This window comes from Curtobacterium sp. MCLR17_059 (assembly GCF_003234665.1).
In the GTDB taxonomy this organism is placed as follows: Bacteria; Actinomycetota; Actinomycetes; order Actinomycetales; family Microbacteriaceae; genus Curtobacterium; species Curtobacterium flaccumfaciens.
On the sequence record NZ_QKSU01000002.1, the window covers coordinates 1 to 25,462 of the forward strand.

Genomic DNA, 25,462 nt, shown 5'->3' on the forward strand with positions numbered 1-25,462 from the left:
CGAGAGGGAAACGCCCGGTCACATTCCGAACCCGGAAGCTAAGCCTCTCAGCGCCGATGGTACTGCAAGGGGGACCTTGTGGGAGAGTAGGACGCCGCCGGACTTAACGTAGTAAGAACCAGGGAACCCCTGACCATTCGTGGTCAGGGGTTTTCTGCGTTCACGGCCCCTCCACAGGGCAGGTGGGAGGGACTGACGCCGCGGTAGGGTTGTCGGGTCATGACTGCGCCATTCACCACTGCCTCCGGCTCCGACATCCGCGTCCGCTTCTGCCCGAGCCCGACGGGGACCCCGCACGTGGGGCTCATCCGCACCGCGCTCTTCAACTGGGCCTACGCTCGCCACACCGGCGGCAAGCTCGTGTTCCGCATCGAGGACACCGATGCCGCCCGCGACAGCGAGGAGTCGTACGGGCAGATCCTCGACGCGCTCCGCTGGCTGCGGCTCGACTGGGACGAGGGCGTGGACGCCGGCGGCGAGCACGGACCGTACCGGCAGTCCGAGCGCACCGCGATCTACGACGACGTGATCGCGAAGCTCAAGGAGTCGGGTCACATCTACGAGTCCTTCGTCACGCCGGACGAGATGGAAGCCCGGAACAAGGCGGCCGGTCGTGACCCCAAGCAGGGCTACGACAACCACGAGCGCGACCTGACCGATGCCGAGCGCCAGGCGTTCCGCGACGAGGGCCGCGAGCCGGCGCTCCGCCTGCGGGTCCCCGACCGTGACCTGAGCTTCGACGACCTGGTGCGCGGGGAGATCACCTTCAAGCAGGGCACGTTCCCCGACTTCGTGGTGGTCCGCCCGAACGGCAAGCCGCTGTACACGTTCACGAACCCGGTCGACGACGCCCTGATGGGCATCACGCACGTGCTCCGGGGCGAGGACCTGCTGTCGTCGACCCCGCGCCAGATCGCTCTGTACGAGGCGCTGTACGAGATCGGCCTCGCGCCCTCCATCCCCGTGTTCGGACACCTGCCGTACGTGATGGGGGAGGGCAACAAGAAGCTCTCGAAGCGTGACCCCGAGTCGAACCTGTTCCACCACCGCGCCGCCGGCATGATCCCCGAGGGGCTCGTCAACTACCTGGCGCTGCTCGGCTGGTCGATCGGGCCCGACCGCGACGTGTTCTCGATCGACGAGATGGTCGCGGCGTTCGACGTCACCGACGTGAACCCGAACCCGGCCCGCTTCGACCACAAGAAGGCCGAGGCGATCAACGGGGACCACATCCGTCTGCTGGCGCCCGAGGACTTCCGGTCGCGTCTGCTGCCGTACCTGTCGGAGTTCATCAGTGACCCGGCGACCCCGGAGCAGCTCGAGGTCCTGACCAAGGCGGCTCCGCTCGTGCAGGAGCGCATGCAGCTGCTCGGCGAGGCGCCGGCGATGCTCGGCTTCCTGTTCACCTCCGACGCCGACCTGGTGGTCGAGGACGACGCACTGGCCTCGCTCAAGGGCGACACGGCGACGGTCCTGACCGCGAGCACCGCCGCGCTCGAGGTCGTCCAGGACTGGACCACCGAGGCCATCGAGGGTGCGCTCCGTGCGGCCCTCATCGACGAGCTCGGCCTGAAGCCCCGCGTCGCCTTCGGCCCGCTGCGCGTGGCGGTGTCCGGACGCCGGATCAGCCCGCCGCTGTTCGAGTCGATGGAGATCCTGGGCAAGGAGTCCACCCGGACCCGGCTCCGCGCCCTCGCGGCGCGCTGACCGACCGTGAGCAGTACGGAGCACGCCGACCAGGTCCTGTACGACGTCGCGGTCATCGGCGCCGGGCCGGCCGGGCTGAGCGCTGCGCTCAACCTGGTCCGGGCGAAGCGCACCGTGCTGCTCGTCGACGCCAACCGCCCCCGGAACGCCGCGACGCTGCGGTCGCACGGGTTCCTGACGCGGGACGGCATCTCGCCGCTCGAACTCCGCAAGCTCGGGCGGACCGAGGTCGAGGGGTACCCGGAAGCGACGGTCGTCCAGTCCGTCGTCGACCTGGTGGCCCCGGACCCCGACACGGACACCTGGCAGGTGCACGGCTCGTGGCGCGGCACCGAGCTCGAGGCCCGCGCCCGGACGGTCGTCGTGGCGACGGGGTTGCGTGAGGAGTTCCCGGCGCTGCCGATGCTCCGCGCGTTCTACGGCACCGCGGTGCACAGCTGTGTCGAGTGTGATGCGTACGACAAGGCCGGGCAGCCGCTCGCCTTCATCTGCGAGACCGACGACGTGGTCGACCGGGCGCTGCTCATCGCCGCATGGACCGACGACCTGATCGTCTACACGAACGGGGTGGCACCGCTCGACGACGCCGGCCGCGCTCGACTGTCGGCCGCGGGGGTCGTCGTGGACGAGCGGGTCGTCGAGGACCTCGAGGGCGATCGCACCGGGATGACCGGCGTCCGGCTCGCCGACGGCCACGTCGAGCCTCGGACCGGTGGGTTCGTCCGACCGGTGTGGCACGCCGACCTCGACTGGCTGCGCACCAGCGCCACCACGAGTCCGAGCGCAACGAGCGGGAACACGGCCGCGAACGGCGACACGCCCGGAGCGCTCGAGGGGCTCCAGCGCGACACGCAGGGACTCCTCGTGGTCGACCGGGTGGGCCGGACGTCCGTCCCGGGGCTCTACGCCGTGGGAGACGTCACGCCTCCCGGGCCGGAGCAGCTCATCGTCGCCGCCGGACACGGAGCCGCGACCGCCGCCGCCGTGCACCGAGACCTGGTGGGTGGTCTTGCGGACCTCCGGGATGCTGTACAGTAGTTGATCGTGCCCCGGGTGACCGGGCCAGAAGGCCGACAGGCCTTTTGGGGTATGGTGTAATTGGCAACACAGCGGTTTCTGGTACCGTCGTTCTTGGTTCGAGTCCAGGTACCCCAGCACTCGATGAACAGCCCCCGGGACTTCCCGGGGGCTGTTCTCGTTTCCGGGACCTTCTCGTTCCGAGCGTCCTCATCGGCGATGCACGGCGCATCCACGGTCGCGCCACGGCTGATCCGGAGGTTGCGCGGAACCGCACGATCCCCGAGCCGGGCGAGCCGCCGTGCGGACGGCGCCCACGGCAGTGGACCGGTCGTTCCGGAGTCGTACCGTCCGTGGCGGGCGCAGGCCGCGCCTCCAGGCCGGTTGCGGTTCCCCGCACCGGGCCGGAGCCTGCTCGCGGGCCGGGGGAACGCGGACCTACGGTCGGAGGACCGTCGCGGGAGTCGTGGCGGTCCGCTGCTGAGCACCCGAGGTGTCATCGTGACCTCCGTCGACCCGCTGACGACCGTCGATCCCTGGAACCACCCCGCAGCCGTGCCCGCGGCGGCCGACCACTCCGTGCTGGACCGCTGGGACCGCGTGGTGGCACTCCGGGGCGACGCCGCCGCGCTCGCGGGGGACGGCCGTCCGTACACCTACGGCGAAGCGGACCGGGCCTCGCGCGCGCTGGCCGCAGCCCTGGCCGTGACGCTCCGACCCGACGACCACAGCGGCGCCGGCGTCGGCGACACCCCGGGCGGGGCATCGAAGCCGGTCGGGCTGATGGCGGGGCAGTCGACCGAGGCCGTGATCGGCATCCTCGCGCTGGTGCGTGCCGGACGGACCGTGGTGGTGCTCGACGACCACCTGCCCGCAGCACGGCTGGCACACGTGGCCCGGCTCGCCGGCGTCGACGAGATCGTCGCCGACACCGAGCGTGCAGCGCTGGCCGCCGACGTGGTCGCGGAACGGGACGGCCGGGTGCACGCACTCGGCGAACTGCTGGACGCGGGCGAACCGGGCGCGGCCCCGTCGGCGGACACCGTCGGCGTGCGCCCCGGCGGGCGGGACCCCTTCGCCATCGTCTTCACCTCCGGCTCGACCGGCATGCCGAAGGGCGTCGTCCTGACGCACCGGCAGCAGATCGCCGACGCCGAGCAGGACGCGGTCGCGCTCGGCCTCGGCCCGGGCGACCGGCTCGGTGTCGTCCTGCCGCTGTCGTTCGCGGCCGGGCTCCTGTTCTCGTTCGACACGTTGCTCTGCGGCGGCACCATCGTGCTGCTCGAGCCGCGTGAGCTCGGTGTCGAGCGGCTGCTCGGGCGGTTCCGGGAGGACGACGTGAACGTGCTCGTCTGCACCCCGCACCTGCTGCGCTCGATCATCGGGTCGCAGAACGCCCCCGGGTCGCACGGGACCGCAGCCGGGGCCGCACCGGTGCTCGGCGGGCTGCGCTTCCTGATGACCACGGGCGAGTCCGTCACCGGGGCCGACCTCGCCGCGGCCCGACCCCACCTGGACCCGGACACGCTGCTCCTGAACGCCTTCGGCTCGAGCGAGACCGCGTGCGTCGCGTACTGCCCGGTGGCGCCGGGGGAGCCGGTGCCCGAGGGCGTCGTGCCCGCCGGGTGGCCGTTGCCCGGCAAGACGGTCCTCGTGCTCCGTGAGGACGGCAGCCCTGCCGACCCGGGGGAGACCGGCGAGCTCGTCGTGGTCTCCGACGCCCTGACCGCGGGCTACTGGGGTGCGCCGGAGAAGACCGCCGAACGGGCCGGACGCACCGGCGAGGCCGAGGCCGCCGCCGGCATCCCCGTCGGGACCCCGAGCTGGCGGCAGGGCGACCTGGCACGCGTCGACCCCGACGGCCGGCTCGTGCTGCTCGGCCGGTCCGACGACGCCGTGAAGGTCCGCGGCTACCTGGTCGAACCGAGTGAGGTCGAGGCGGCGCTCCGCGCGGTCCCCGAGGTGCACGATGCGGTCGTGACGGCACAGGTCGACCCCGGTTCCGTCACCCGGCTCGTCGCCTACGTGGTCGGTCGCCCGGGGCACCGCACCCCGGCACCGGGTGCCCTCCGACGGGCGCTCCGTGAGCGGCTGCCCGAGTACATGGTGCCGGCGTCGATCGTGCCGATGACCGAACTGCCGCGGAACGAGCGCGGCAAGGTCGACCGGGCCGAACTCCCCGGGGCACCGAGCGTCGAGACCGAGATGGTCGAGGGTGAGTACGACCAGTGGGAGCTCGTCGTCGGGCAGATCTGGGCCGAGGTGCTCGGCCTGCGGGGCGTGCACCTGGACGAGGACTTCTCGGCCCTCGGCGGCGACTCGTTGTCGGCGGAGGAGATGCTCGCGCTCGTGCAGACCCGTCTCGGCATCGACCTGCGCTCGTCGGACGTCCTGCAGCACCCCACGCTCCGGGCGTTCGCCCGTCGGGTGCGGAGCGGCACGACGGCGCTGCCGAGCCACCCCGACGTCGTCAAGGTGTCCGGCGCGCGCGAGTCCGGCCGTCCGCCGGTGTTCTGCTTCGCCGGCGGTGGTGCGCTCGCCCTGACGTTCCTGCCGTTGTCCCGCTACCTGCCCGAGCACGACGTGTACGCGTTCCAGCAGCACGGCCTCGAGCGTCGGGGCATGCCGGACTGGAGCATCCAGGCCAGCGCCCGCCGGTACGTCGCCCTGATGCGCATCGTGCAGCCGCGCGGACCGTACCTGCTGGTCGGCCACTCGCTCGGCGGGCTGATCGCGCTCGAGATCGCCCGGCTGCTCACCGAGAGCGGCGAGCAGGTCGAGCACATCGCGCTGCTGGACACCTACCTGCCGCGGACCGGGGCCGAGGGGGTCCGGCAGCACTTCGGACGGCTCGAGCCCCGCGAACACCGCAATCCCGCAGTCCGGGCCGTCAACCAGCGCCTCGCCGGGGTCGTCCGGCGGGTCATGCCGTCCGGCATGTCGTGGGGCGAGCACGTCGCGAAGCGCGCGCGGGCCTACAGCGCTGGTGTGCTGCGGCACGGCGGGCAGAAGGACTTCGATGCCTTCTTCGACCAGGCCGAGCTCGTCACCCGGCGGCACCACCCGACGCCGTTCCACGGACGGGCGACGTACGTGCTCGCCGATGCGAACCCGGACGCGACCGGCTGGTCCGCGCTGCTGCGCGGGCGGACCGAGACCGTGCGGATCGCGGCCGAGCACAGCTCGCTGCTGCGGGAACCGCACGTGTCCGACCTCGCGACGGCGTTGCGTGCGGCGTTCGCGACGGAGGGCGCGGGCCGGAACTGAGCTGCTGCGCACATCGAGTGAGCAGAAGACGTCGCCTCCGCAGTCCGGAGGCGACGTCTTCTGTTCACCGGGTGCGGTGGTCGCGACCAGGAAGCGGACGGGAGGCGCGGGGCGGGCTGGCACCGCGCCTCCAGTCCGCCTGTCGGTGCGTCCACGGCACGTGGCCGGCACGCGGTGTTGCGGGTTTCCGTATCCGCACCCGGGTGTCCGCAAGGGACCGCACCGCGCATTGACCGCCTGCCAGCCCGCGACGATGGTTGGACACGCGGGGGAGAGTACCCACTCACCTGCGAAGCCGGCGGCGTCGTACCCGCGTCCCGCTGCTCGACCGACGACGGTCACCGTCGTCGATGCGTCATCCGAGGACGCTCCGCTCGTCACACGAGCCACAACCCGACAGCAACCCTGACCCGACAGGACCGCGCCCATGCCCGCACGTACCGTTCGCCCCGCAGACCCGAGGGTCTCCGTCGTCATCCCGGCGCGGAACGAGGCCCGAAACCTCGAGATCATCCTGCCGAAGCTCCCGCCGGTGTACGAGGTGATCCTGGTCGACGGCAACTCCGTCGACGACACCATCGCCACCGCGCAGCGCGTGATGCCCGACATCCGCGTCGTGCACCAGACCCGCAAGGGCAAGGGCAACGCCCTCGCCTGCGGGTTCGAGGCCGTCACCGGCGACGTCGTCGTCATGTTCGACGCCGACTGCTCCGCCGACCCGGACGAGATCCCGCGCTTCGTGCAGGCACTCGTCGAGGGCGCCGACGTCGCGAAGGGCACCCGCTACTCGCTCGGCGGCGGCAGCGACGACATCACGATCGTCCGCAACCTGGGCAACCGTGGCCTGAACATGCTCTGCAACATCATCCTCGGCACCCGCTACAGCGACCTCTGCTACGGCTACAACGCCTTCTGGGCGGACGTCCTGCCGGAGATCGGCCTGCTGTCCTCCGAGCTGCCGAAGCCGTCCGACGGCTCGATGCTCTGGGGCGACGGGTTCGAGATCGAGACTGTGCTCACCTGCCGCTGGTCGGCCGCCGAGCTCGCGATCACCGAGGTCCCCAGCCACGAGAAGCTCCGCGTGCACGGCTCGAGCAACCTGAACGCCGTGACCGACGGCATCCGGGTGCTGAAGTCGATCATGCACGAGCGTCGTCGCGCCGCGATCGGTCGCTCCGAGGTCCGTCGTGCCGCGATGAGCGTCGTGCCGCCGGCCGAGCAGCTGGCCGCGCCGGCTGCTGCGCCGGTTGCCGCTGCGCCCGTCGCTGCGACGCCGGTCGCTGCGTCCGTCGCGACCCCCGTCGCTGCGTCCGCCGTCGCCGGGGCGTCCGTCGCCGGGGCAGCCGTCGTCGCGTCCGTCGTCGCCCTCGAGGAGGAAGTCGCGTGACGACCGTCGCGGTCGTCATCTGCGCCTACACCCAGCAGCGCTGGGGCGACCTGCAGGACAGCGTCGAGTCCGCCAAGCGCCAGCCAGAGGCCCCCGAGGTCGTCGTCGTGATCGACCACGAACCCGAGCTCCTCGCCCGCGCCGCGGCGCGCTGGCCCGAGCTCCGCGTCGTCCCGAACACCGAGGACCGCGGCCTGTCCGGCGCCCGCAACACGGGCGTCGCCCTCACCGACGCCGACGTCGTCGCGTTCCTGGACGACGACGCAACGGCCGACCCGGACTGGCTCGGCCACATGCTCACCGCCCTCGAGGACCCGGACGTCGTCGGCGTCGGCGGCCGGGCCACACCGTCCTGGCCCACCGCCACCGGTGCCGGCCCGTACGCCGACGAACTCCTCTGGATCGTCGGCTGCTCCTACCGCGGGCTACCCGAGACCCCCGGCGACGTGCGCAACGTCATTGGATCGAGCATGGCGTTCCGCCGCGACGCGATCCTGCTCGCCGGCGGGTTCCGCTCCGGCATCGGCCGCGTCGGCAACCAGCCGCTCGGCTGCGAGGAGACCGAACTCTGCATCCGCATCGCCCAGGCCCGTCCCGGTGCGCGGATCCGGCACGAACCGGGCTCGAACGTCTCGCACCGGGTCTCCCCGGACCGCGTGACGATGCGCTACCTGCGCCGTCGCAGCTACTACGAGGGCATCTCGAAGGCCGTCCTGAGCCGTCGCGTCGGCACGGGTGACTCGCTCGCCAGCGAGTCGACGTACCTGACGAAGGTCATCCCCGGAGCGGTGCTGCGCGAACTGCGCCACATCGGTCGTGGCGGTGCCCTGCGTGCCTTCGCGATCGTGCTCTCCGTCGCGTCGACCGTCACCGGCTACGCCGTCGGGCGTGTCCTCGGTGGCGTCGTCGTCCGCACCCCGGCGGCCGCCCCCGCCCCCCAGCCGGTGGGGACGCGGTGACCCGCGCGACCCTGGCGATGGTCCTCTCGCCGGTCGTGACCGGGCCGCTCGTCCCCACCTGGGACGGCGCGCTCTGGGTCGGCGAGGTCGACCGTGCCGACGTGCACGCGTCCAGCCACCGTGACGTGGTCGCACTCGAGGGCGCCGCGGGCTACCGGCGCGCTCGACTGCTCGTCCGCGACCACGGCGAGCCCCTCGGCTTCGTCGAGGCCGAGATCACCGAACGCCGCCGCATCGGCGGCACCATCGACGTCCGTGCGCTGCAGCGCGCGATCCGGCCCATGCCGGCACCCGAGCGTCGGCCGGCAGCAGGTCTGGTGCTGCCGTCCGTCACCGTGGTGCTCTGCACGGACGGCGCCGCCGGCACGACCATGCGGTCGGTGCTCGCGAACGGGCACCCCGACTTCGACGTCGTGGTCGTCTCGCACGGCGCCGACGACGGCGGTGTGGCGACCGTCGACATCAGCGGACGCCGCGTCACCACCATCCCGGCACCCGAGGGTGGCCTCGCCGCCGCGCGGAACGCCGGTCTGCTCGTCGCGACCGGCGACGTCGTCGCCTTCGTGGACGAGGGCGCCGTCGTGGACGGTGACTGGATCGCCGCGATCGCCCGCGCCTTCGCGGCCGACCCCGACGTGGCCTGCGTCACCGGGCTCGTGCCGAGTGCCGAGCTCCGGACGCCGGCGCAGCGCTGGCACGACGACCGCACCCCCGGTGGTCGGACCGTCCGCCGGCGGGTCTTCCGGCTCGACGAACCGGTCGACGGCCTCCCGCTGCACCCCTTCGCCGCCTCGGCCTACGGCACCGGCGCGAACCTCGCCGTGCACCGCGCGACCGCGCTCCGGATCGGCGGGTTCGACACCGCCTTCGGTCCCGGCACCCGCGTCGGCGGCGGCGACGACCTCGACCTCTTCACACGACTGCTGTTCGCCGGATCCGCGATCGCCGTCGAACCGGCCGCGATCGCGTGGCAGCGATCGGCGGACGACGTCGCGTCGCTCCGCGCCGCCGCTGCCGCGCACGGCCACGGACTCGGAGCCTGGATGACCAAGAACGCCATCGACCGCGACACGCTGACCGCATCGGTGGACGCAGCGCCCGAGGCGCTCAGCGCCTTCGCACGACTCGGCCTCGAACAGGGCGACCGTGCGACGGACATCGCCGGCGACCAGCCCGGTGACGCGGACCGCGTACCCGACGCGGTCGACGCCGAGTTCGCCGCCACCCAGCGGCGGCTGCGCGGGGTCGAGCAGCGCTCGGTCCTGACGGCGCCGTTCCTGGCGCTCGTCGAACGCCTGCGTGGCGGCGGCACGATCGACCGCAACGCCGGTGGTCGCCACGAGCTCCGGCACGGTCTGGCCTCGGCCGGTCCCGCCCGCCCGCTCGCGGTGGACGCGATGAGCCCGATCGCACGACTCACCGCAGCGGCGATCGTCGTCCTGACGCTCCTCGTCGCCGGGGTCGCCGCGATCGCCGGACTCCCGGTGCTGCGGGGGAGCGCGATCGGCGTGTACCTGTTCGCGCTGCTCGGCGTCGCACCCCTCCTGCTCGTCCGCCCGATGCCGCTGGCACGCTTCAGCGTCTTCGCGGTCACGGCGTCGCTCGTCGGCACGATCGGCATCGGCTACACGATGGCGACGTTCCAGCTCTGGAACCCGACGGTGCCGTTCGTCGGGGTCGTCGTACTCACCGCCGTCGCCCTCGCGATCGCGGTGCCGCGTGACGTCGCCGAACTGCAGCGCGCCCGCCTCGAGCCGGCCGCCGAGGGCGCCACGGCCCGTCGCTGGATCACCACCGACACCGTCACCGCCGGCTCGGTCGTCGGCCTGCTCGTCATCGTCGTCGCCGCGCTCACGCACATCGGCGACCCGGTGCCGGACGGACTGTTCGGCTCGCTCGGCCCGGGCCTGGTCATCGGACTGGCGATCGTCGTCGCCGCTGCCGTCGTCGCCCTGGTGCGCGGTCGCGGACTCGCGATCCCGGTCGTCGTGCTCGGCGGGTCGATCCAGCTCGCACAGGCCATCACGTACGGCATGCCCACCGTGATGGCGGCCGCCCGCCACATCGGTGTGCTCGAGTACATCCGCCGCTGGGGCTCGACCAACCCGGCCGCCGACATCTTCCAGACGTGGTCCGGCCTGTTCGCCGGTGGCGCCTGGGTCGCGGACGTCGGCGGGATCGGCAACGCGATGACCATCGCCGCGTGGGTCCCCGTCCTGCTGGCCTTCAGCACGACGATCGCCGTCGGTGTCCTGGCCGCCAACTGGCTGCCGGGGAACCGTCGCCCCTGGATCGCCGCGTTCCTGACCGCGATGACCGGCTCGCTCAACACGACGTACTTCTCGCCGCAGTCGGTGGGTATCCTGATGTCCCTGGTGATCCTCGTGCTGGCCGTCGGCCCGCTGCGACGCACCGCGGTGACCGCCGCCGACGGCGTCCGCTCGACGATCCTGCGCGCCCGCCGCGTCGGCCTGTCCCGGATCATCGCCATCACGCTGATCGCCATCGTGCTGGTCGTCACCCACCAGATCTCGCCGTACCTGACGGTCGCCGCACTCGTGACGCTCATCGTGTTCCGACTGCTCCGCCCCTGGTGGCTACCCGTCGTGGTGCTCGTCCCCGCCGTCGGCTTCGCCCTGCTGAACGACGACATCCTCGGCAAGTTCCTGTCCCTGGGAGCCGTCGGCAAGGTGCTCGACAACGTGCAGCCGCCGTCGCACGACATGACGGTCCTGCCGAAGCCGCTCGTCACACGGCTCGCGTTCGACATCCCCGCGGCGGCCCTCGTGGTCCTCGGTCTCGTCGCCGTGATCACCGTGCTGATGCGCCGCGACCGCGTGCACTGGGGACTGCTGGCCACGGCGGCGAGCCCGATCTCGCTGCTCGTCGCGACGAACTACGGCCAGGAGGGCATCTTCCGCGTCGTGCTGTTCGCGACACCGTGGATCGCGATCCTGGCGGCGGGGCTCCCGATGCCCAGCGGCCGGCTGGCTCCCGTCGGTCGACTCGTCACCCGTACGGTGCGGCCCACGGCGGTCAAGGTCGTCGTCGCTGCGGCCGCGGTCGCCGCGATGGTCGGGATCGGCGCGTTCGGTCAGACCGCCCTCGACTGGAACCGCGTCCCGACGCGCAGCCAGTCGGCGGCGACGCAGTTCTACGACGCGACCGCGCCGAAGGGCTCCCTGATGCTGCTGACCGGTTCGGCGAACGCCGTCCCGAGCAACACCGGCGCACGCTACTTCGACGTCGGAGCGCTGTCCCGCGAGGTCCTCGGGGCGTACCCGGAGCCGGAGGGCTACGACGCCGAGGCCGACGTGTCCACGATGACCCGCCAGCTCGTCCTGGACTGGCCGGCGACGAAGTACTACGCACTGGTCGCCGAACCCTTCGGCGCCTACGACGAGCGGTACGGGTACCAGACCGACGCCGACTACCAGGAGCTCGCGGCCGCGATGGCCGACTCGCCCTACTGGAAGCGCGTCTTCGGTTCCGGCACCACCGCCGTCTACGAACTGACCCAGGCAGGACTCGCACATGCCACGAACTGAACACCGCACGACCCGGGCCGCCCGGCGGACGTGGCGCACGCGCGCCACGTCCGCCGCGGCGGTCCTGGGGGTCCTGGCGGTCGTCGCCGTCATCGCCGGACCCGGCGGTGCGATGTCCGCCGACGCACGAGGTCGGAAGACACCGCCGCCGAGCACGCCGACCAGCACGCAGACGCCCACGCCGACGCCCAGCAGCACCCCGACGGGTGGCACGGCCGCCGCGAACGCCGACTGCAGCGCCGGTCGGGTCCTCACGATGGTGGCGCACGCCGACGACGACCTGCTGTTCTCAGGCACCGAGCTCCGTGCGGACATCGACGCCGGCAAGTGTGTCCGTTCGGTCATCGTGACCGCGGGTGACGCCGGCAAGCCCGCCTGGTACTGGCAGTCCCGCGAGAACGGGTTGATGGCGTCGTACGCGTCGATCGCCGGCGTCTCGTCGAACTGGACCGCCGGACAGCTCTCGGTCGCCAGCCACACGCTCCGTACGGCGACCCTGACGACGGCCCCGCGGCTCAGCCTGGTGTTCCTCGAGCTGCCGGACGGCAACATCGACGGCTCCGGCTTCGCGGCCACGGGCAGCGAGAGCCTGGAGAAGCTCTCCGAGGGCCAGATCTCCACGATCCACACCGTCGCCGGGGCTGCCCAACCGACGTCCTTCTCGCTGACCGACCTGCGCGCGACGTTCTCCGGGCTCGTCACGGGGTACGCGCCGACCGAGATCCACACGCTCGACCACGGCGGCACGTACGGCGACGGCGACCACAGCGACCACCACACCGTCGCGTACCTCGCCGACCAGGCGCAGTCCGCGTACACGGCGGCGCACACGTTCACGGGCTACCTCGGGTACCCGATCGCGGACCGCCCGTCGAACCTGAGCTCCGCGCAGACGGCCGCGAAGGCCGCCGCCTTCTTCGCGTACGCCGCGTACGACGGTGAGACCTGCGGGTCCACCTCCGCCTGCGCATCGCGCCCGGAGGGCTCCTGGTTGAGCCGCCAGTACGCCGTCGGCTCGTCGGCCCAGCCCCCGACGGACCCGCCGACCTCGCAGGGCACCGACGTCACCGCCGGCGCGACCGTCACCGCGAGCGCCGAGAACCCGGCCGACGGTCAGACCGCCGTGAAGGCCGTCGACGGCGTCGTGAGCGGCTACCCGGACGCCCCGACGGCCGAGTGGGCGGCGCCCGGTGGCCGGGCGGGCACGTGGATCCAGCTGAACTGGTCCGCCGGCACGACCCTGCACGAGATCGACCTGGCGGACCGACCGAACAGCGACGACCAGGTGACCGGTGGCACGCTGACGTTCTCCGACGGCACCAGCGTCGCCGTCCCGTCGCTCGACAACGGGGGCGCCGTGCAGCGTGTCGCGTTCAGCGCCCGCCAGGTCACCTGGGTGCGGTTCACGGTCGGTTCCGTGAGCAGCACGACCCGGAACGTCGGCCTCGCCGAGATCCGGGCGTTCCGGCCGGCGGACACGACGACGCCGACGCCCACCCCGACCCCGACCCCGACGCCCACGCCGACGCCGACCCCGACGCCCACGCCGACGCCGACGCCGGCGGACGTCACCGGTTCGGCCACCCCGACCGCCGCGTGGGACGACCAGTCCACCGGGCAGACCGTCGCGAAGGCCGTCGACGGCGTCGTGTCGGGCTACCCCGACAACCTGACGGCCGAGTGGGTCGCCCCGTGGGGCCGGACCGGGGTGTGGATCCAGCTGGACTGGGCCGCCTCGCAGCGCCTCGGTCGGATCGTCCTGCACGACCGTCCGAACAGCTCGGACCAGGTCACCAGCGGCACCCTGACGTTCTCGGACGGCAGCCAGGTCGCGGTCGGCACCCTGCCGAACGGCGGCGACGCCCTGACGGTCGACTTCACCCCGCGTGACGTCACCTGGGTGCGGTTCACGGTGACGGGCGTCTCGAACAGCACGGGCAACGTCGGACTCTCCGAGATCCGCGCGTGGACGACCGGGTGACCGACGACCAGGGTGACGGCCGGGAGGCCCGCCCCACCTGGTCGGAGCACGTCGCCGACGACGCAGCGTCGGCCCACGGCGCCCCACCGGCACACGGTCGCGGCCTGTCCCGGCACCGGCCCCCGCGGCGCCCCGGCACCCGCCGGACCGCGCTCGCGGCCGGCGCCCTGCTCGTGGCTGCCGGCATCGTCGCCGGCACCACGACCGCGACCACCACGGCGAACGGTGACGACGTGACCCTCGACGACCCGAGCGGCGTCTCGATGCCGAGTTCCGAGCCCGAGGGGTGGACTCGGGTGTTCGGCGAGGACTTCGCCGACGCCGCCACGAACCGGACCTTCGAGTCCCGGTACTCAGACCGGTTCGTCGCCTACCACGGGTTCGCCGACACCGCGGGGACGGGGCGCTACCAGGCGTCGACCCTGTCGACGCACGACGGCGTGCTCGACGTGCGCCTGCGGACCACGCGCGCCGGGGTGCCGCTGGCGGGCGGTGTCGTGCCGCTCGTCGACGGCGAGTGGGGCGGGCAGACCGCCGGCCGGTACAGCATCCGGATGCGCAGCGACGAGGTCGACGGCTACGGCGTCGCCGTGCTGCTGTGGAGCGACGAGAACCTGTGGTCGGACGGTGAGATCGACTTCCCCGAGGGAGCGCTCGGCGCGCCCGCCTGGCTGAACGTGCACTGCCTGGCCGACCCCGCCGAGAAGTGCGTCCACCAGCAGACCGAGGCGTCGCTCAAGGACTGGCACACCTACACGATCCAGTGGACCGCCGACCGGATGTCGTTCCTGGTCGACGACGAGGTCGTCGGCACCACGACGGAGAACATCCCGACCGCTCGGATGCACCTGGTGGTGCAGGCCGGGTCGAACGACGGGAACCCACCGGCGGACGCCGCCGGGTCGGTCCTCATCGACTGGATGACGATCGACGTGCCGGCGGACGGTGCCGTGCCGAGCGCGTCGCTGCCGGACGACACCGCGACGACGGTCCCGAACGACTGAACGGTGCCGACGTCGTCGTCGGCACCGTTCAGTCGTCGTAGGTCGTCAGTGCTTCGCGTGTGCCTCGAGCGCCCGGAGCAGCGCCGCGACGTGCCGCTCCCGGCCGTAGCGGTCCCGCACCCAGGCGCGGCACCGGTCCGCCAGACCGGGTTCGGTGCCGGCCGCGTGCAGCGCCTCGAGGACCTTGTCGGCCAGCGCGGCGGTCTCGGTGGGGTCGACGGTGAACCGCGTCCACTCGCCACTGAGGATCTCGGCGGTGCCGCCCGACGCCGCCGCGACGACGGGGCGTCCGGTGGACATCGCCTCGACGACCACACGGCCGAAGCCCTCGGGCTCGATGGAGGGTGCCACCACGACGTCGGCGGCGTGCAGCAGGGGGACGACGTCGTCGCGCTCGGGCACCACGACCACGGAGCCCTCGGGCAACGCGGCGATCGCGCGGTGCACGGCGGGGGCGTCCTGCGGGTACAGCGCACCGGCCAGGACGAGCACCGGAGCCGGGGCGGGCGGTGTGCCGGGCCCGACGAGGATGCGGGCCGACGCGTGGACGCGCCCCCACGCCTCCAGGAGGGCCAGCACGCCCTTCGAGCGCGTGAGCCGACCGTAGTAGAGCACCACGGGGCGGTCCTGGTCGAGGCCGAGCGCGGCACGCGCGCGACGGGTGCTCGCCCCGGTGGCGGCGGGGAACGCCGCGGTGTCGACGCCGTTCGGGACCACGTCGACCCGGTCCGGCGGGGCGCCGACGGCGGTCCAGGCACGAGCCATCGCCGCCGAGACCGCGAGGTACCGGGTCCGGCCCCCCGCGAACGGGCCGAGACGGCGGTAGTTCGGGGCGTGGTGCAGGTGCACGGCCAGGGGGACGCCGGACACGAAGGACACGACGCGGCCCCACGGCAGGAACTCCGGACGGTTCAGCCACAGGACGTCCGGGCGCGACCGGCGGAGGCGCAGGCCCTCACGGACGAAGCGGAACATGTCCGTCGGGGCGGTCCGGATGCCGAAGCGGTAGTCGCGGGCGTGCCGCAGTCGGACACCGGTCCGGTCGAACACCGCGCGGCCCTCATCCGGGTCGCCGTCCGGACCGGCGCGGTGCCACACCTCGACGTCGTGGCCGGCCGCGACGAGCTCGCCGACGTCCTCGACGACGCAGCGTTCGACACCGCCGGTGATGGCGAGTCCGTTGGTGGCGACGACGACACGCAGCGGACGGGGGGTGGGACGGGTCATGCGGATCCTCCGCGAGCGAGTTTCAGGCGGCGGAAGAACCAGGGCAGGCACGCGGCCACGCCGACGACGCGCACGATGTTCCAGGCGAGGTCCTGCGGCGGGAGGAGCGAGGCGGCAGCGACGAGGATCGCGATCGCGATGGCGAGCAGCACTCGGCGTCGGGGGCCGCGCCACTCACGGCGATCCGGCAGGGAGGCCTGCTGCAGTGCGGCGAGGACGGCGTAGGCGATGACCGTGGCGATGCCCGCGCCGACGATGCCGGTCAGGGGCACCAGCACCAGGTTCGCCGTGATGTTGACGACGCCGGCGACGGCGCCGATGACGCCCACCGTCACCCCGCGGCGCTCGACCAGCAGGAGCCGGCCGGTCGCACCGCTCGCGACGACCGGGAACGCGGTCAGGGCGACCACGAAGACGACGATGGTGAGGGACTCGACCCGGTACGACGCCGGGGCCAGGATCGGCAGCGCCACCGGCGACACGAGCGTCACGGCGACGAGCACGGGGGCGAGCAGCATGTAGAGCTCGTCGCGGGCGTGCATGGCGAGCCGGCGGCGGGCCACGGCGTCGCGGAGGGCGGCGAAGTGCGGCGCCCAGGCCTGGTTCGTGAAGGTCAGCAGCAGGATGACCGCGGAGCCGACGACGTAGGCGATCTGGTAGCGGGCGACCTCGTCGGCACCGAGCAGGCGCTGCACGACGAGCCGGTCACCGGCGTTCAGGACGAAGTACGACAGGCTGCCGAGTGCGATCGGGACACCGAGCTTGAACGCCCGGTTCGTGGTGCGGTGGTCGAACAGACCGCGGACGCGCGGCTTCGTGGCGATGATGCCGATGACCATCGCGGCACCCTGCGCCACGACCCCGCCCCACGCGTACGTGGTCGCGTCGGCGTGCACGGCGGCGAGGAGCCCGAGGCCGATGATCGACCCGCCGACGGACGACAGCAGGCTCGTCACGGCGAACACGCGGATGCGGTCCTGGGCGACGAGCAGCGCGAGGGACAGCTGCACGATCGCGGCGGGCCCGGTCCAGAGGACGGCGACCAGCAGCAGGGGGTGCTGGTCGACGAAGCCCGCGGCGTCGCCCCAGAGCGGGATCGAGACCAGGGCGAACACGGTGACGGTGACCGCGGTGACCATGCCGACGAACATCAAGCCGCGGGCACGCCGGTCGTCGCCGTCCTCGGCGCGTTGCAGCACCGATGCCTGGTCGATGCCGCAGACGGCCACGACCACCAGGGCCTGGTACAGCGCGATCGCCGAGGCCAGCACGCCGAACTCGGCCGGTGGCATCAGGTGCGCGAGCACGGGGGAGATCAGCGAGCTCACGACGAGCTGCATCGACCAGACGACCACGTAGAGCAGACCGCGGCCGAACAGGACTGACGAGCCGCGTGCGACGGCGATCGAGTCCGTGTCGGTGGACAGCGCGCCGGGGGCTGCGGGCTGCACGGACGCCTCGAGCTCGTCGTCGTCGGGCTGTGCCGCCACCGCAGCCGCCTCGGCCGCACGCGCCTCGCGTCGCGTCTGGGGGACGGTCACTGCGCCACCACCACCGGCTGGTCATCGGCGGACGTGCGGAGCCCGAAGGTCGCGTCGACCACGTCGAGCAGGTCAGCGCTCCGCGACGTCGAGAACTTCCGGGCGAACACGTACGGGGTCGACTGGTCAGCCGCCGTGCGACGCTCCAGCACCCGGCCGGCGTCCTCGATCCCGAGCCACGGCGGGCTCTTCTGCTTCGTGCCGTCCCACCCGATCCACCAGAGCGGCTGCGCCGCGTGGGCGTCCGCGAAGTCCGGGGTGAACGCCGGGGTCAGCAGGACCGACGGCACGAAGGTCTCGTCGCCGATCCACACCCGCTCCCAGAACGCCACCAGGTCGGGGCGCCCGTCGAACACGTCGACGACCCCCTGCGCGTGGTGCCGGGCCAAGACCTTGAGCTGCGAGCCGCCGCCGAACACGACGTCGCGCGGGACCCGACGGGGGACCGGCAGGCGCAGCATGTGCTTCCGCCACGCCCAGTGCCGGAACCGCACGCGCGACCGACCGCCGTCGCGACCCCACGCGGGGTGCGGGAGCGGCTTCGCCTCGACGAACGATCGCCCGGGGTTCGCCGTCAGGAGCGCCGAGATCTCGTCGGCGTCGGCCAACGGGTAGTCGCTGCCGGTCAGCAACGCCACGTGGGTGGCGTCGGTCTGCGCCAGGGCAGCACGGTAGCCGGCGACCTCGGCCGCGACGTTCTCCCACTTCGCCCATCCGGTGCGCATCCGCGGCAGCACGTGCACCCGTTCGGGCAGGCCGGCGGTCATCGCCTCGAAGACGTCGTCGTCGGTGCTCGCGTCGCAGTGCAGGAACACCGGGAACGGGTCGAGCGCCGCCACGAGCCGACGGACGTGCGTCGGGTCCTCGTGGGCGAGGACGATGCACGCGAGTGGCGTGGGAGTGATGGCCATGTCCGCGACGCTAAGCGGGCCCGGCAGCACCGACAAGGGAGGTCGGGACCACCTGCGGGGGAACGGCGGTTTCCCGCAGGTGCCCCCCGATCGAGGGGTGCGCGAGGGGGATCGCGCGAGGGGATCGCGTCAGCGGGCGCGGCGGAACTTCGGGCAGTCGCAGAGCGCGCAGTCCGTGCCCGGACGGTAGTGCTCGTGTGCCGCCTGGGCGTGCCCGCACGTGCCGCACGCGGCGTCGTCGGCATCGAGGTGCACCACGACGAGATCGGACGCGTGGGGGTCCGGAACCAGGTGCAACGTCGGGCGCGGACGCCTGGTCAGGCCGAGCCGGTCCATCGTTCGGGCCAGCGGCATGCGTCCTCCTCGTGTCCGGCGGGGACCGGGGTCGCACCGGCGGGTCGACCGGCGTCTCCCGCGAGTCTAGTGGCGGCAAACCGCAGCCTCCCCGCATCCTCCGAGCATCGCGGTTGACCCCCTGTCGAAGCACGCTGAGCATTGCCACGTCCACCCGACCAGACCGGCCCGACGGGACGACCATGACCGACCACACCACCACCGCGGAACGAGCCCTCACGCTCGACCCCGCGATGCCCTCGCCCGACGCCCCCACCTGGGTCGGAGCTGCCTGGGTCGGCGCCGTCGACCGGTCCGCGGCGCTCGCCGCCGACACCGTGCACCTCGCCGGCGCCGGTGGCTTCCGCCGCGCCCGCCTCATGGTGCGCGACGGCCGCGACGTCGCCGGGTTCGTCGACGTGCGCGTCGACGACCGCGGGGCGGTGGACCCGGCCGAGCTGGGACCGGCCCTGCGTCGGCTGCCGGCCCCGGGCCTCCCGGTCGACGCCCCTGCGGACGGCGCACGCGTCTCCGTCGTCATCGGCACCCGCGAGCGCCCCGTGGCGCTCGCGCGCGCCATGCGCTCCGTCCTCGACTCCGCCTACGACGACTTCGAGCTGTTCGTCGTCGACAACGCCCCCGTCACCAGCGGCACCCGCGACGTCGTGGCCGCCGTCGACGACCCGCGCGTGCACTACGTCCTCGAGGCACGTGCCGGCGTCTCCCGGGCCCGCAACGCCGGACTGGCCCGCGCCACCGGCGGGATCGTCGCGTTCATCGACGACGACGTCGTGGTCGACCGCCACTGGATGGCGGCCATCGCCGCCGCCTACGAGCGCGACGCCGACGTCTGGTGCGTCACCGGACTCGTCCCCAGCGGCGAGCTCCGCACCCCCACGCAGCGCTTCTTCGACGAGCGGGTGACCTGGGCGCGGAACCTCGAGCGCCGGGTGTACCGCACGTCCGCCCCGCCCGTCGACGAGCCCCTGTTCCCCTTCACCGTCGGCGCGTTCGGCACCGGCGCGAACATGTCCGTGCGCCGCGACGCCGTCCGGCAGCTCGGGGGCTTCGACGTCGCTCTCGGCCCCGGCACCCGCGCCCGAGCGGGTGAGGACCCCGACCTGTTCACCCGCGTCCTGCTCGCCGGTGGCGCGCTCGCCGTGGAACCCTCGGCCGTCGTCTGGCACGAGCACCGCAAGGACCGTGCCGCGTTGCGCTCGCAGGCGATCGGCTACGGCACCGGGCTCGGCGCCTGGGTGACGAAACTCGTGCTGCGGCCCTCGACGGCGTTCGCGGTGCTGCGGCGTGCGGCCGGCGCGCTCCGGCGGCTCGGTGCCCTCGGGCAGAATGCCGACGAGCGCCCCGTCGACGCGAGCGGCGGCTGGCCCGTCGACGCCGAGTTCACCGAGGCGACGCGTGGGCTCAAGCGCGCCGAGCTGACGGCCGCGCTGGGCGGGCCGTGGCGGTACGTGGCCGGGCGGCTGACCGCGCGCTGAGGGGCGGCACCGGCACGCCGGCACCGGCTTTGCGACAGAGCACGCGCCGATCGACGCGTGCTCTTTCGCGTTCCACGTGCGCGGCAGAACGGACGGGAGGCCCGTGGCGACACTGCCACGGGCCTCCCGTCCGTCATGCCGCGCGACTACGGCCGGAAGCGGCCGGCCTCGACGTCGCGCCAGCGGCGTCGGCTGCGGAACCAGGCGGCCGGGCCGGCGGGGAACCCGCGCAGCTCGTGGTACGCCAGGGTCTTCGGGATGCGCGTGGTCGAGGCGTCGTTGGTGACCTCGGTCGCGGCGTCCCGGCGTCCGGCCAGGCGGGAGAGCATCTGCTTCGACTTGACCTTCGCGGCGAGCGGCATCAGGCGGGCGAGGACGGCGACGTGCCGCTTGTCCTTCGCGGCGAGCGCGAACATCAGGGCGGTGAAGCCGACGCCGTTGCCGTGCAGCTGCTTGTGCAGGTCCTCGATGGTCTGGCGGTGCCGGTGGTGCACGACCGCGCGGGGCTCGAAGCCGATCTTCCCACCGCGCCACAGCGTCTCGATGAACATCGCCAGGTCCTCGCCACCACGGGCGGGGGAGCCGGCGCCGAGGGTGTGGTCGAAGCCGCCGACGGCCTCGATCAGGGTGCGACGGTAGGCCATGTTCGCGCCGGCGCCGTACGCGCCGATGCCGTAGACGGCGAAGTGCTTGAGGACCTCCCCGGACGGGGCGACCGCCGAGACTCGGGCGTGCCGCATGGTGCCCTGCACGTCGTCCGGGACGATCGTCACGGGCGAGAAGGTGCGCTCGGCGCTGAACCCGCCGTAGTACGCCTCGTACCAGATCTGGGCGGGGGTGGTGAGCTCGCTCGGCAGGATCACGCCGGTGACGGCGTCCAGGCCGGGCTCGCTGACGAACCGGGACCCGATGGCGCGGAGCCACTGCGGGTCGACGCGGACGTCGTCGTCGGTGAAGGCGATGACGTCGCCGGTCGCGGCGGCGACACCGGCGTTCCGTCCGGCGGACAGACCGGGGCGGCGTTCCTCGACGAGGCGGACGTTCCGCCCGGCGAGCATCGCGGGCAGCGCGTCGCCGGCGGGGACGCGGACGCGGTTGTCGACGAGGATGACCTCGTGCCGCGGATAGTCGAGGTGCTCGAGGACGTCGAGCAGCTTGCCGAGGTCCTCGACGCGGTCGACGACCGTGGACACGACGACCGAGATGGTCGGCAGGTCGTCGTCGGACACCGCGGGGACGTCGGCCAGGACGGTCTCCTGCAGCGCCTCGAGGGCGCGGGCCGCGTCGGCAGGGTCGTCGGTGAGCAGCACGTCGAGGGTGCCGGTGGGGTGGCCGCCGCGGTAGCCGATCACCATGGCGGACTCGCCGGTCTCGTCGGCGACGAGGCGCGGCAGCGGAGCGTCGAGGTCGACGCTGACGACCCGACGGGGGCCGGGCACGGTGACGGAGGAGTGCAGGGTCATGCTCGGGACGCTACGACCGCCCGCGGCGTCCGGACAACGGACCGGACCAGCAGTGGCGGGGTTCGTGCGGGGTTCCGCAGCGCGGTGCGTGTGCCCCCGACGGGGGTGAGCGCTCACCCAGGAAGCCACGGGAACCTCATGGGTCACGCTCAGGTCACGGAACCGATGCAACCGGTTGCGCTCCCGCTGGACCGGGCGTAGCTTCCTCCACCAGCAGGCAGCGGCGCCTGCTCCAGGGCAGTGTCGTCGAACCCGGTCGATGCCCCCTGGTGATCTCAATGAGGAGACAACGCTGTGAAGACAACACGCTCCAGGGTGCGGTTCGCATCCGTTGCCGGGGTCGCCGTCATCGGCCTCGTGCTCACCGGCTGCTCGAGCGGGAGTTCCGGCACCGGCTCGGACGACGCCAAGAGCGGCCAGGACAGCCGCGGCCCCATCACCTACGTGCAGGGCAAGGACAACTCGAACGTCGTCCGCCCGCTCATCGCGAAGTGGAACAAGGCCCACCCGGACGAGAAGGTCACCTTCAAGGAACAGTCCGACCAGGCCGACCAGCAGCACGACGACCTCGTGCAGCACTTCCAGGCGAAGGACGAGAACTACGACGTCGTCGACGTGGACGTCGTCTGGACCGCCGAGTTCGCCGCGAAGAGCTGGCTGACGCCGCTGACCGGCGACATGGAGATCGACACCTCGAAGCTCCTGCCGTCGACGGTGAAGACCGCCACGTACAACGACACCCTCTACGCCGCCCCGCAGACCTCGGACGGCGCGCTGCTCTACTACCGCAAGGACCTCGTCAAGACGCCCCCGACGACGTGGGACGAGATGATGGACGACTGCAAGATCGCGAAGGACGCCGGCATCGGTTGCTACGCGGGGCAGTTCGCGAAGTACGAGGGCCTGACGGTGAACGCCTCCGAGGCGATCAACGGCTCCGGCGGTTCGGTGCTCGGCAGCGACGGTGCGCCCGACGTCGACACCGACAAGGCGAAGGCCGGCCTGCAGAACCTGGTGGACGCGTTCGAGGACGGGAACATCCCGGCCGAGGCGATCACCTACCAGGAGGAGCAGGGCCGCACCGCGTTCGAAGCCGGCAAGCTCCTGTTCCTGCGCAACTGGCCGTACGTCTACAGCCTCGCCAAGACCGACGGCTCGTCGAAGGTCAAGGACACCTTCGGCATCGCGCCGATCCCCGGTGCCGACGGCGTCGGTGCCTCCACGCTCGGCGGACACAACGCCGCGATCAGCGTGTACTCGAAGCACAAGGCCACGGCGCACGACTTCCTCGAGTTCCTGACCTCGGACGAGACGCAGAAGTTCTTCGCGACCCAGGGCTCGCTCGCCCCGGTCGTCGGTGACCTGTACACCGACCCCGAGCTGACGAAGCAGCTGCCCTACCTGCCGACGCTGCTCAAGTCGATCGAGTCGGCGGAGCCGCGCCCGGTCACGCCGTTCTACCCGGCCGTCACGAAGGCGATCCAGGACAACACCTACGCGGCGCTCAAGGGATCGAAGTCGGTCGACGAAGCCATGAAGGACATGCAGGACGCCCTCAAGTCGGCGACCAGCAGCTAGCGGCGCACGCCGCTTGATGGACGGGAGGCCCGTGGCGGGTCCGCCACGGGCCTCCCGTCCGCCCCCTACTTGCGTTCCGACACCCCCGGCAAGGAGGCCGACACGTGTCAGCAGCAACCGAGATCCCCGCAGCCATCCCCAACCCGACGGGCATGGAACCGAAGCGCCGACGGCGCAAGGGCGGACTCAACGCCGAGCACGGCCGCTGGGCCGTGTACCTCATCGGCCCGACGATCCTGCTCCTCGCGATCGTCATCGGCTACCCGGTCGTCAGTGCGATCATCCAGTCGTTCCAGCTCGACCAGGGCCTCGACAAGGCCACCGGCCTGTTCGTGCAGGGCGGGTTCGCCGGCATCACGAACTACGCGCACTGGCTCGGCCAGCAGTGCGGCAACGTCACGTGCCCGCCCGGCAGCCTCGGTTCCCAGTTCTGGGTGTCGATGGGCAACACGTTCTTCTTCACCGTCGTCACCGTGCTCGCCGAGACGGTGATCGGCGTGTGGATGGCCATCATCATGAACCGCAACTTCAAGGGCCGCGCCCTCGTCCGTGCCGCGATCCTGGTGCCGTGGGCGATCCCGACGGCCGTCACCGCGAAGCTCTGGTACTTCATCTTCGACGCGAACGGCGTGCTGAACCACGTCCTCGGGCAGCAGATCCTGTGGACGAGCGGCGAGTGGGCGTCCCGGTGGGCGGTCATCATCGCCGACACCTGGAAGACCACGCCGTTCATGGCGCTCCTCATCCTGGCGGGCCTGCAGCTCATCCCGGAGGAGGTCTACGAGGCCGGCAAGATGGACGGCGCCTCGACCTTCCAGCGCTTCGTGCTCATCACCCTGCCGCTGATCAAGCCCGCGCTGATGGTCGCGATCCTGTTCCGCGTGCTCGACGCGCTGCGCATGTACGACCTGCCCGCGATCCTCACCGGCGGTGGCGGTGGTTCCGGCAACGCCACCACGACCCTGTCGATCCTGGTCGTGGAACAGATCCGGCAGGGCTTCAACTCCGCGTCGGCCCTGTCGACCATCACCTTCCTGGTGATCTTCATCGTGGCGTTCGTCTTCGTCCGGTTCCTCGGCGCCAACGTCGTGCAGACGCAGGCCGCCCAGCAGAAGGGTGAACTCAAGTGACCCTCGCAGCAGACCGCCCCCGGTCCTCGGCCGCAGCACGCGACCGCGCCGTCGACCGCACCGAGGTGCGCGTGCGCCGCGACACCGGGCCGCGCATCCGCACGGCCGTGCAGGCGATCGTCATCGCCGTGTGGTGCCTCCTGCCGTTCTACTGGATGGTGGTGACGAGCTTCCGCGACGTCGGGTTCACGTTCGACGCCACCCCGTGGCCGACGCACGTCACGCTCGACAACTACGCGACGGCGTTCTCCACGTCGCTCGGCAACCACCTCGGTCGGGCGCTCGCGAACAGCCTGCTCATCGGTGGGGTCGTGACGATCATCGCCCTGCTCGTCGGCACCACGGCGGCGTACGCCCTCGCCCGGCTCGAGTTCCGCGGCAAGTCGCTCATCGCCGGCGCGATCCTGGCCGCGTCGATGTTCCCCGGCGTCGCCCTCATCTCGCCGCTGTTCCAGCTGTTCACCGACATCGGGTGGATGGGGTCGTACCAGGCGCTCATCCTGCCGAGCATCTCGTTCGTGCTGCCGCTGACCGTGTACACGCTCGCGTCGTTCTTCCGCGAGATGCCGTGGGACCTCGAAGAGGCAGCCCGCATCGACGGGTGCACCCGGGTGCAGGCGTTCCGGCGGATCATCCTGCCGCTCGCGGCGCCCGCGGTGTTCACCACGGCGATCCTGGCGTTCATCTCGAGCTGGAACGAGTACCTCATCTCGTCGCAGCTGTCGAGCGACGCGACCCAGCCGGTGACCGTGGCGATCGCCTCGTTCGCCGGGTCGCAGCCGCACCAGGAGCCCTACACGGCGGTGATGGCCGCCGGCACGATCGTCACGATCCCGTTGGTCATCCTCGTGCTGATCTTCCAGCGGCGCATCGTGGCGGGGCTCACCGCCGGCGGCGTGAAGGGCTGACGACC

At 72.3% G+C, this 25,462-nt stretch carries 17 protein-coding genes, 1 tRNA gene and 1 rRNA gene; 14 read left to right on the forward strand and 5 right to left on the reverse strand.

Going from position 1 to position 25,462, the window contains the following annotated elements:
• From rrf to DEJ12_RS03895, 10 genes are all read left to right on the forward strand, one after another.
• Positions 1-103 (forward strand): 5S ribosomal RNA (gene rrf / locus DEJ12_RS03850); the annotation flags it as partial.
• Positions 104-219: 116 nt separating this feature from the next.
• On the forward strand, positions 220-1,707 hold the full coding sequence (gene gltX / locus DEJ12_RS03855; RefSeq protein ID WP_111029114.1) for a glutamate--tRNA ligase: 1,488 nt from the start codon (positions 220-222) through the stop codon (positions 1,705-1,707).
• A gap of 6 nt (positions 1,708-1,713) precedes the next feature.
• Entirely contained in the window at positions 1,714-2,745 is a 1,032-nt protein-coding gene (locus DEJ12_RS03860) for an NAD(P)/FAD-dependent oxidoreductase (protein ID WP_111029115.1), read from the forward strand.
• 45 nt (positions 2,746-2,790) lie between these two features.
• A tRNA-Gln gene (locus DEJ12_RS03865) sits at positions 2,791-2,862 on the forward strand.
• 363 nt (positions 2,863-3,225) lie between these two features.
• Positions 3,226-5,991 (forward strand): alpha/beta fold hydrolase, encoded by a 2,766-nt coding sequence (locus DEJ12_RS03870; RefSeq protein WP_181433021.1) that lies wholly within the window; start codon positions 3,226-3,228, stop codon positions 5,989-5,991.
• Positions 5,992-6,418: 427 nt separating this feature from the next.
• Positions 6,419-7,378 (forward strand): glycosyltransferase family 2 protein, encoded by a 960-nt coding sequence (locus DEJ12_RS03875; protein ID WP_111029117.1) that lies wholly within the window; start codon positions 6,419-6,421, stop codon positions 7,376-7,378.
• Positions 7,375-8,337 (forward strand): glycosyltransferase family 2 protein, encoded by a 963-nt coding sequence (locus tag DEJ12_RS03880; RefSeq protein WP_111029118.1) that lies wholly within the window; start codon positions 7,375-7,377, stop codon positions 8,335-8,337. Before DEJ12_RS03875 ends, DEJ12_RS03880 begins: the two co-directional genes overlap by 4 nt.
• Complete coding sequence (locus tag DEJ12_RS03885; protein ID WP_111029119.1) at positions 8,334-11,885, forward strand: glycosyltransferase; 3,552 nt, start codon at positions 8,334-8,336, stop codon at positions 11,883-11,885. The genes DEJ12_RS03880 and DEJ12_RS03885 overlap by 4 nt, the downstream gene beginning before the upstream one ends.
• On the forward strand, positions 11,872-13,866 hold the full coding sequence (locus DEJ12_RS03890; protein ID WP_111029120.1) for a PIG-L family deacetylase: 1,995 nt from the start codon (positions 11,872-11,874) through the stop codon (positions 13,864-13,866). Before DEJ12_RS03885 ends, DEJ12_RS03890 begins: the two co-directional genes overlap by 14 nt.
• Positions 13,863-14,870 (forward strand): glycoside hydrolase family 16 protein, encoded by a 1,008-nt coding sequence (locus DEJ12_RS03895; RefSeq protein ID WP_146245050.1) that lies wholly within the window; start codon positions 13,863-13,865, stop codon positions 14,868-14,870. Before DEJ12_RS03890 ends, DEJ12_RS03895 begins: the two co-directional genes overlap by 4 nt.
• Before the next feature lie 45 nt (positions 14,871-14,915).
• On the opposite strand, the gene DEJ12_RS03900 is transcribed toward DEJ12_RS03895, so the two are convergent.
• The 4 genes from DEJ12_RS03900 to DEJ12_RS03915 all read right to left on the reverse strand — a co-directional run bounded on the left by DEJ12_RS03900 (position 14,916) and on the right by DEJ12_RS03915 (position 18,903).
• On the reverse strand, positions 14,916-16,097 hold the full coding sequence (locus DEJ12_RS03900; RefSeq protein ID WP_111029122.1) for a glycosyltransferase family 4 protein: 1,182 nt from the start codon (positions 16,095-16,097) through the stop codon (positions 14,916-14,918).
• Complete coding sequence (locus DEJ12_RS03905; protein ID WP_111029123.1) at positions 16,094-17,638, reverse strand: lipopolysaccharide biosynthesis protein; 1,545 nt, start codon at positions 17,636-17,638, stop codon at positions 16,094-16,096. The genes DEJ12_RS03900 and DEJ12_RS03905 overlap by 4 nt, the downstream gene beginning before the upstream one ends.
• Entirely contained in the window at positions 17,635-18,549 is a 915-nt protein-coding gene (locus DEJ12_RS03910; protein ID WP_111029124.1) for a beta-1,6-N-acetylglucosaminyltransferase, read from the reverse strand. The genes DEJ12_RS03905 and DEJ12_RS03910 overlap by 4 nt, the downstream gene beginning before the upstream one ends.
• Before the next feature lie 129 nt (positions 18,550-18,678).
• Entirely contained in the window at positions 18,679-18,903 is a 225-nt protein-coding gene (locus DEJ12_RS03915) for a hypothetical protein (RefSeq protein WP_111029125.1), read from the reverse strand.
• Positions 18,904-19,085: 182 nt separating this feature from the next.
• Between DEJ12_RS03915 and DEJ12_RS03920 the strand changes: the two genes are divergently transcribed.
• Positions 19,086-20,378, forward strand: a complete 1,293-nt coding sequence (locus DEJ12_RS03920; protein ID WP_111029126.1) for a glycosyltransferase family 2 protein — start codon at positions 19,086-19,088, stop codon at positions 20,376-20,378.
• A 146-nt stretch (positions 20,379-20,524) separates the two neighbouring features.
• On the opposite strand, the gene DEJ12_RS03925 is transcribed toward DEJ12_RS03920, so the two are convergent.
• The gene (locus DEJ12_RS03925; protein WP_111029127.1) at positions 20,525-21,841 is read right to left on the reverse strand and encodes a glycosyltransferase family 2 protein; all 1,317 of its coding nucleotides are present in this window, start codon (positions 21,839-21,841) and stop codon (positions 20,525-20,527) included.
• A gap of 294 nt (positions 21,842-22,135) precedes the next feature.
• On the opposite strand from DEJ12_RS03925, the gene DEJ12_RS03930 reads away from it, so the two are divergent.
• The 3 genes from DEJ12_RS03930 to DEJ12_RS03940 all read left to right on the forward strand — a co-directional run bounded on the left by DEJ12_RS03930 (position 22,136) and on the right by DEJ12_RS03940 (position 25,457).
• A complete protein-coding gene (locus tag DEJ12_RS03930) occupies positions 22,136-23,419 on the forward strand; it encodes an ABC transporter substrate-binding protein (RefSeq protein ID WP_111029128.1) in 1,284 nt (427 codons plus the stop codon).
• Positions 23,420-23,571: 152 nt separating this feature from the next.
• Positions 23,572-24,549, forward strand: coding sequence for a carbohydrate ABC transporter permease (locus tag DEJ12_RS03935; protein WP_027465915.1), 978 nt, complete (start codon positions 23,572-23,574; stop codon positions 24,547-24,549).
• A gap of 65 nt (positions 24,550-24,614) precedes the next feature.
• Positions 24,615-25,457: a carbohydrate ABC transporter permease gene (locus tag DEJ12_RS03940; protein ID WP_241660376.1), complete on the forward strand. Its 843-nt coding sequence runs from the start codon at positions 24,615-24,617 to the stop codon at positions 25,455-25,457.
• Positions 25,458-25,462: the final 5 nt, after the last annotated feature.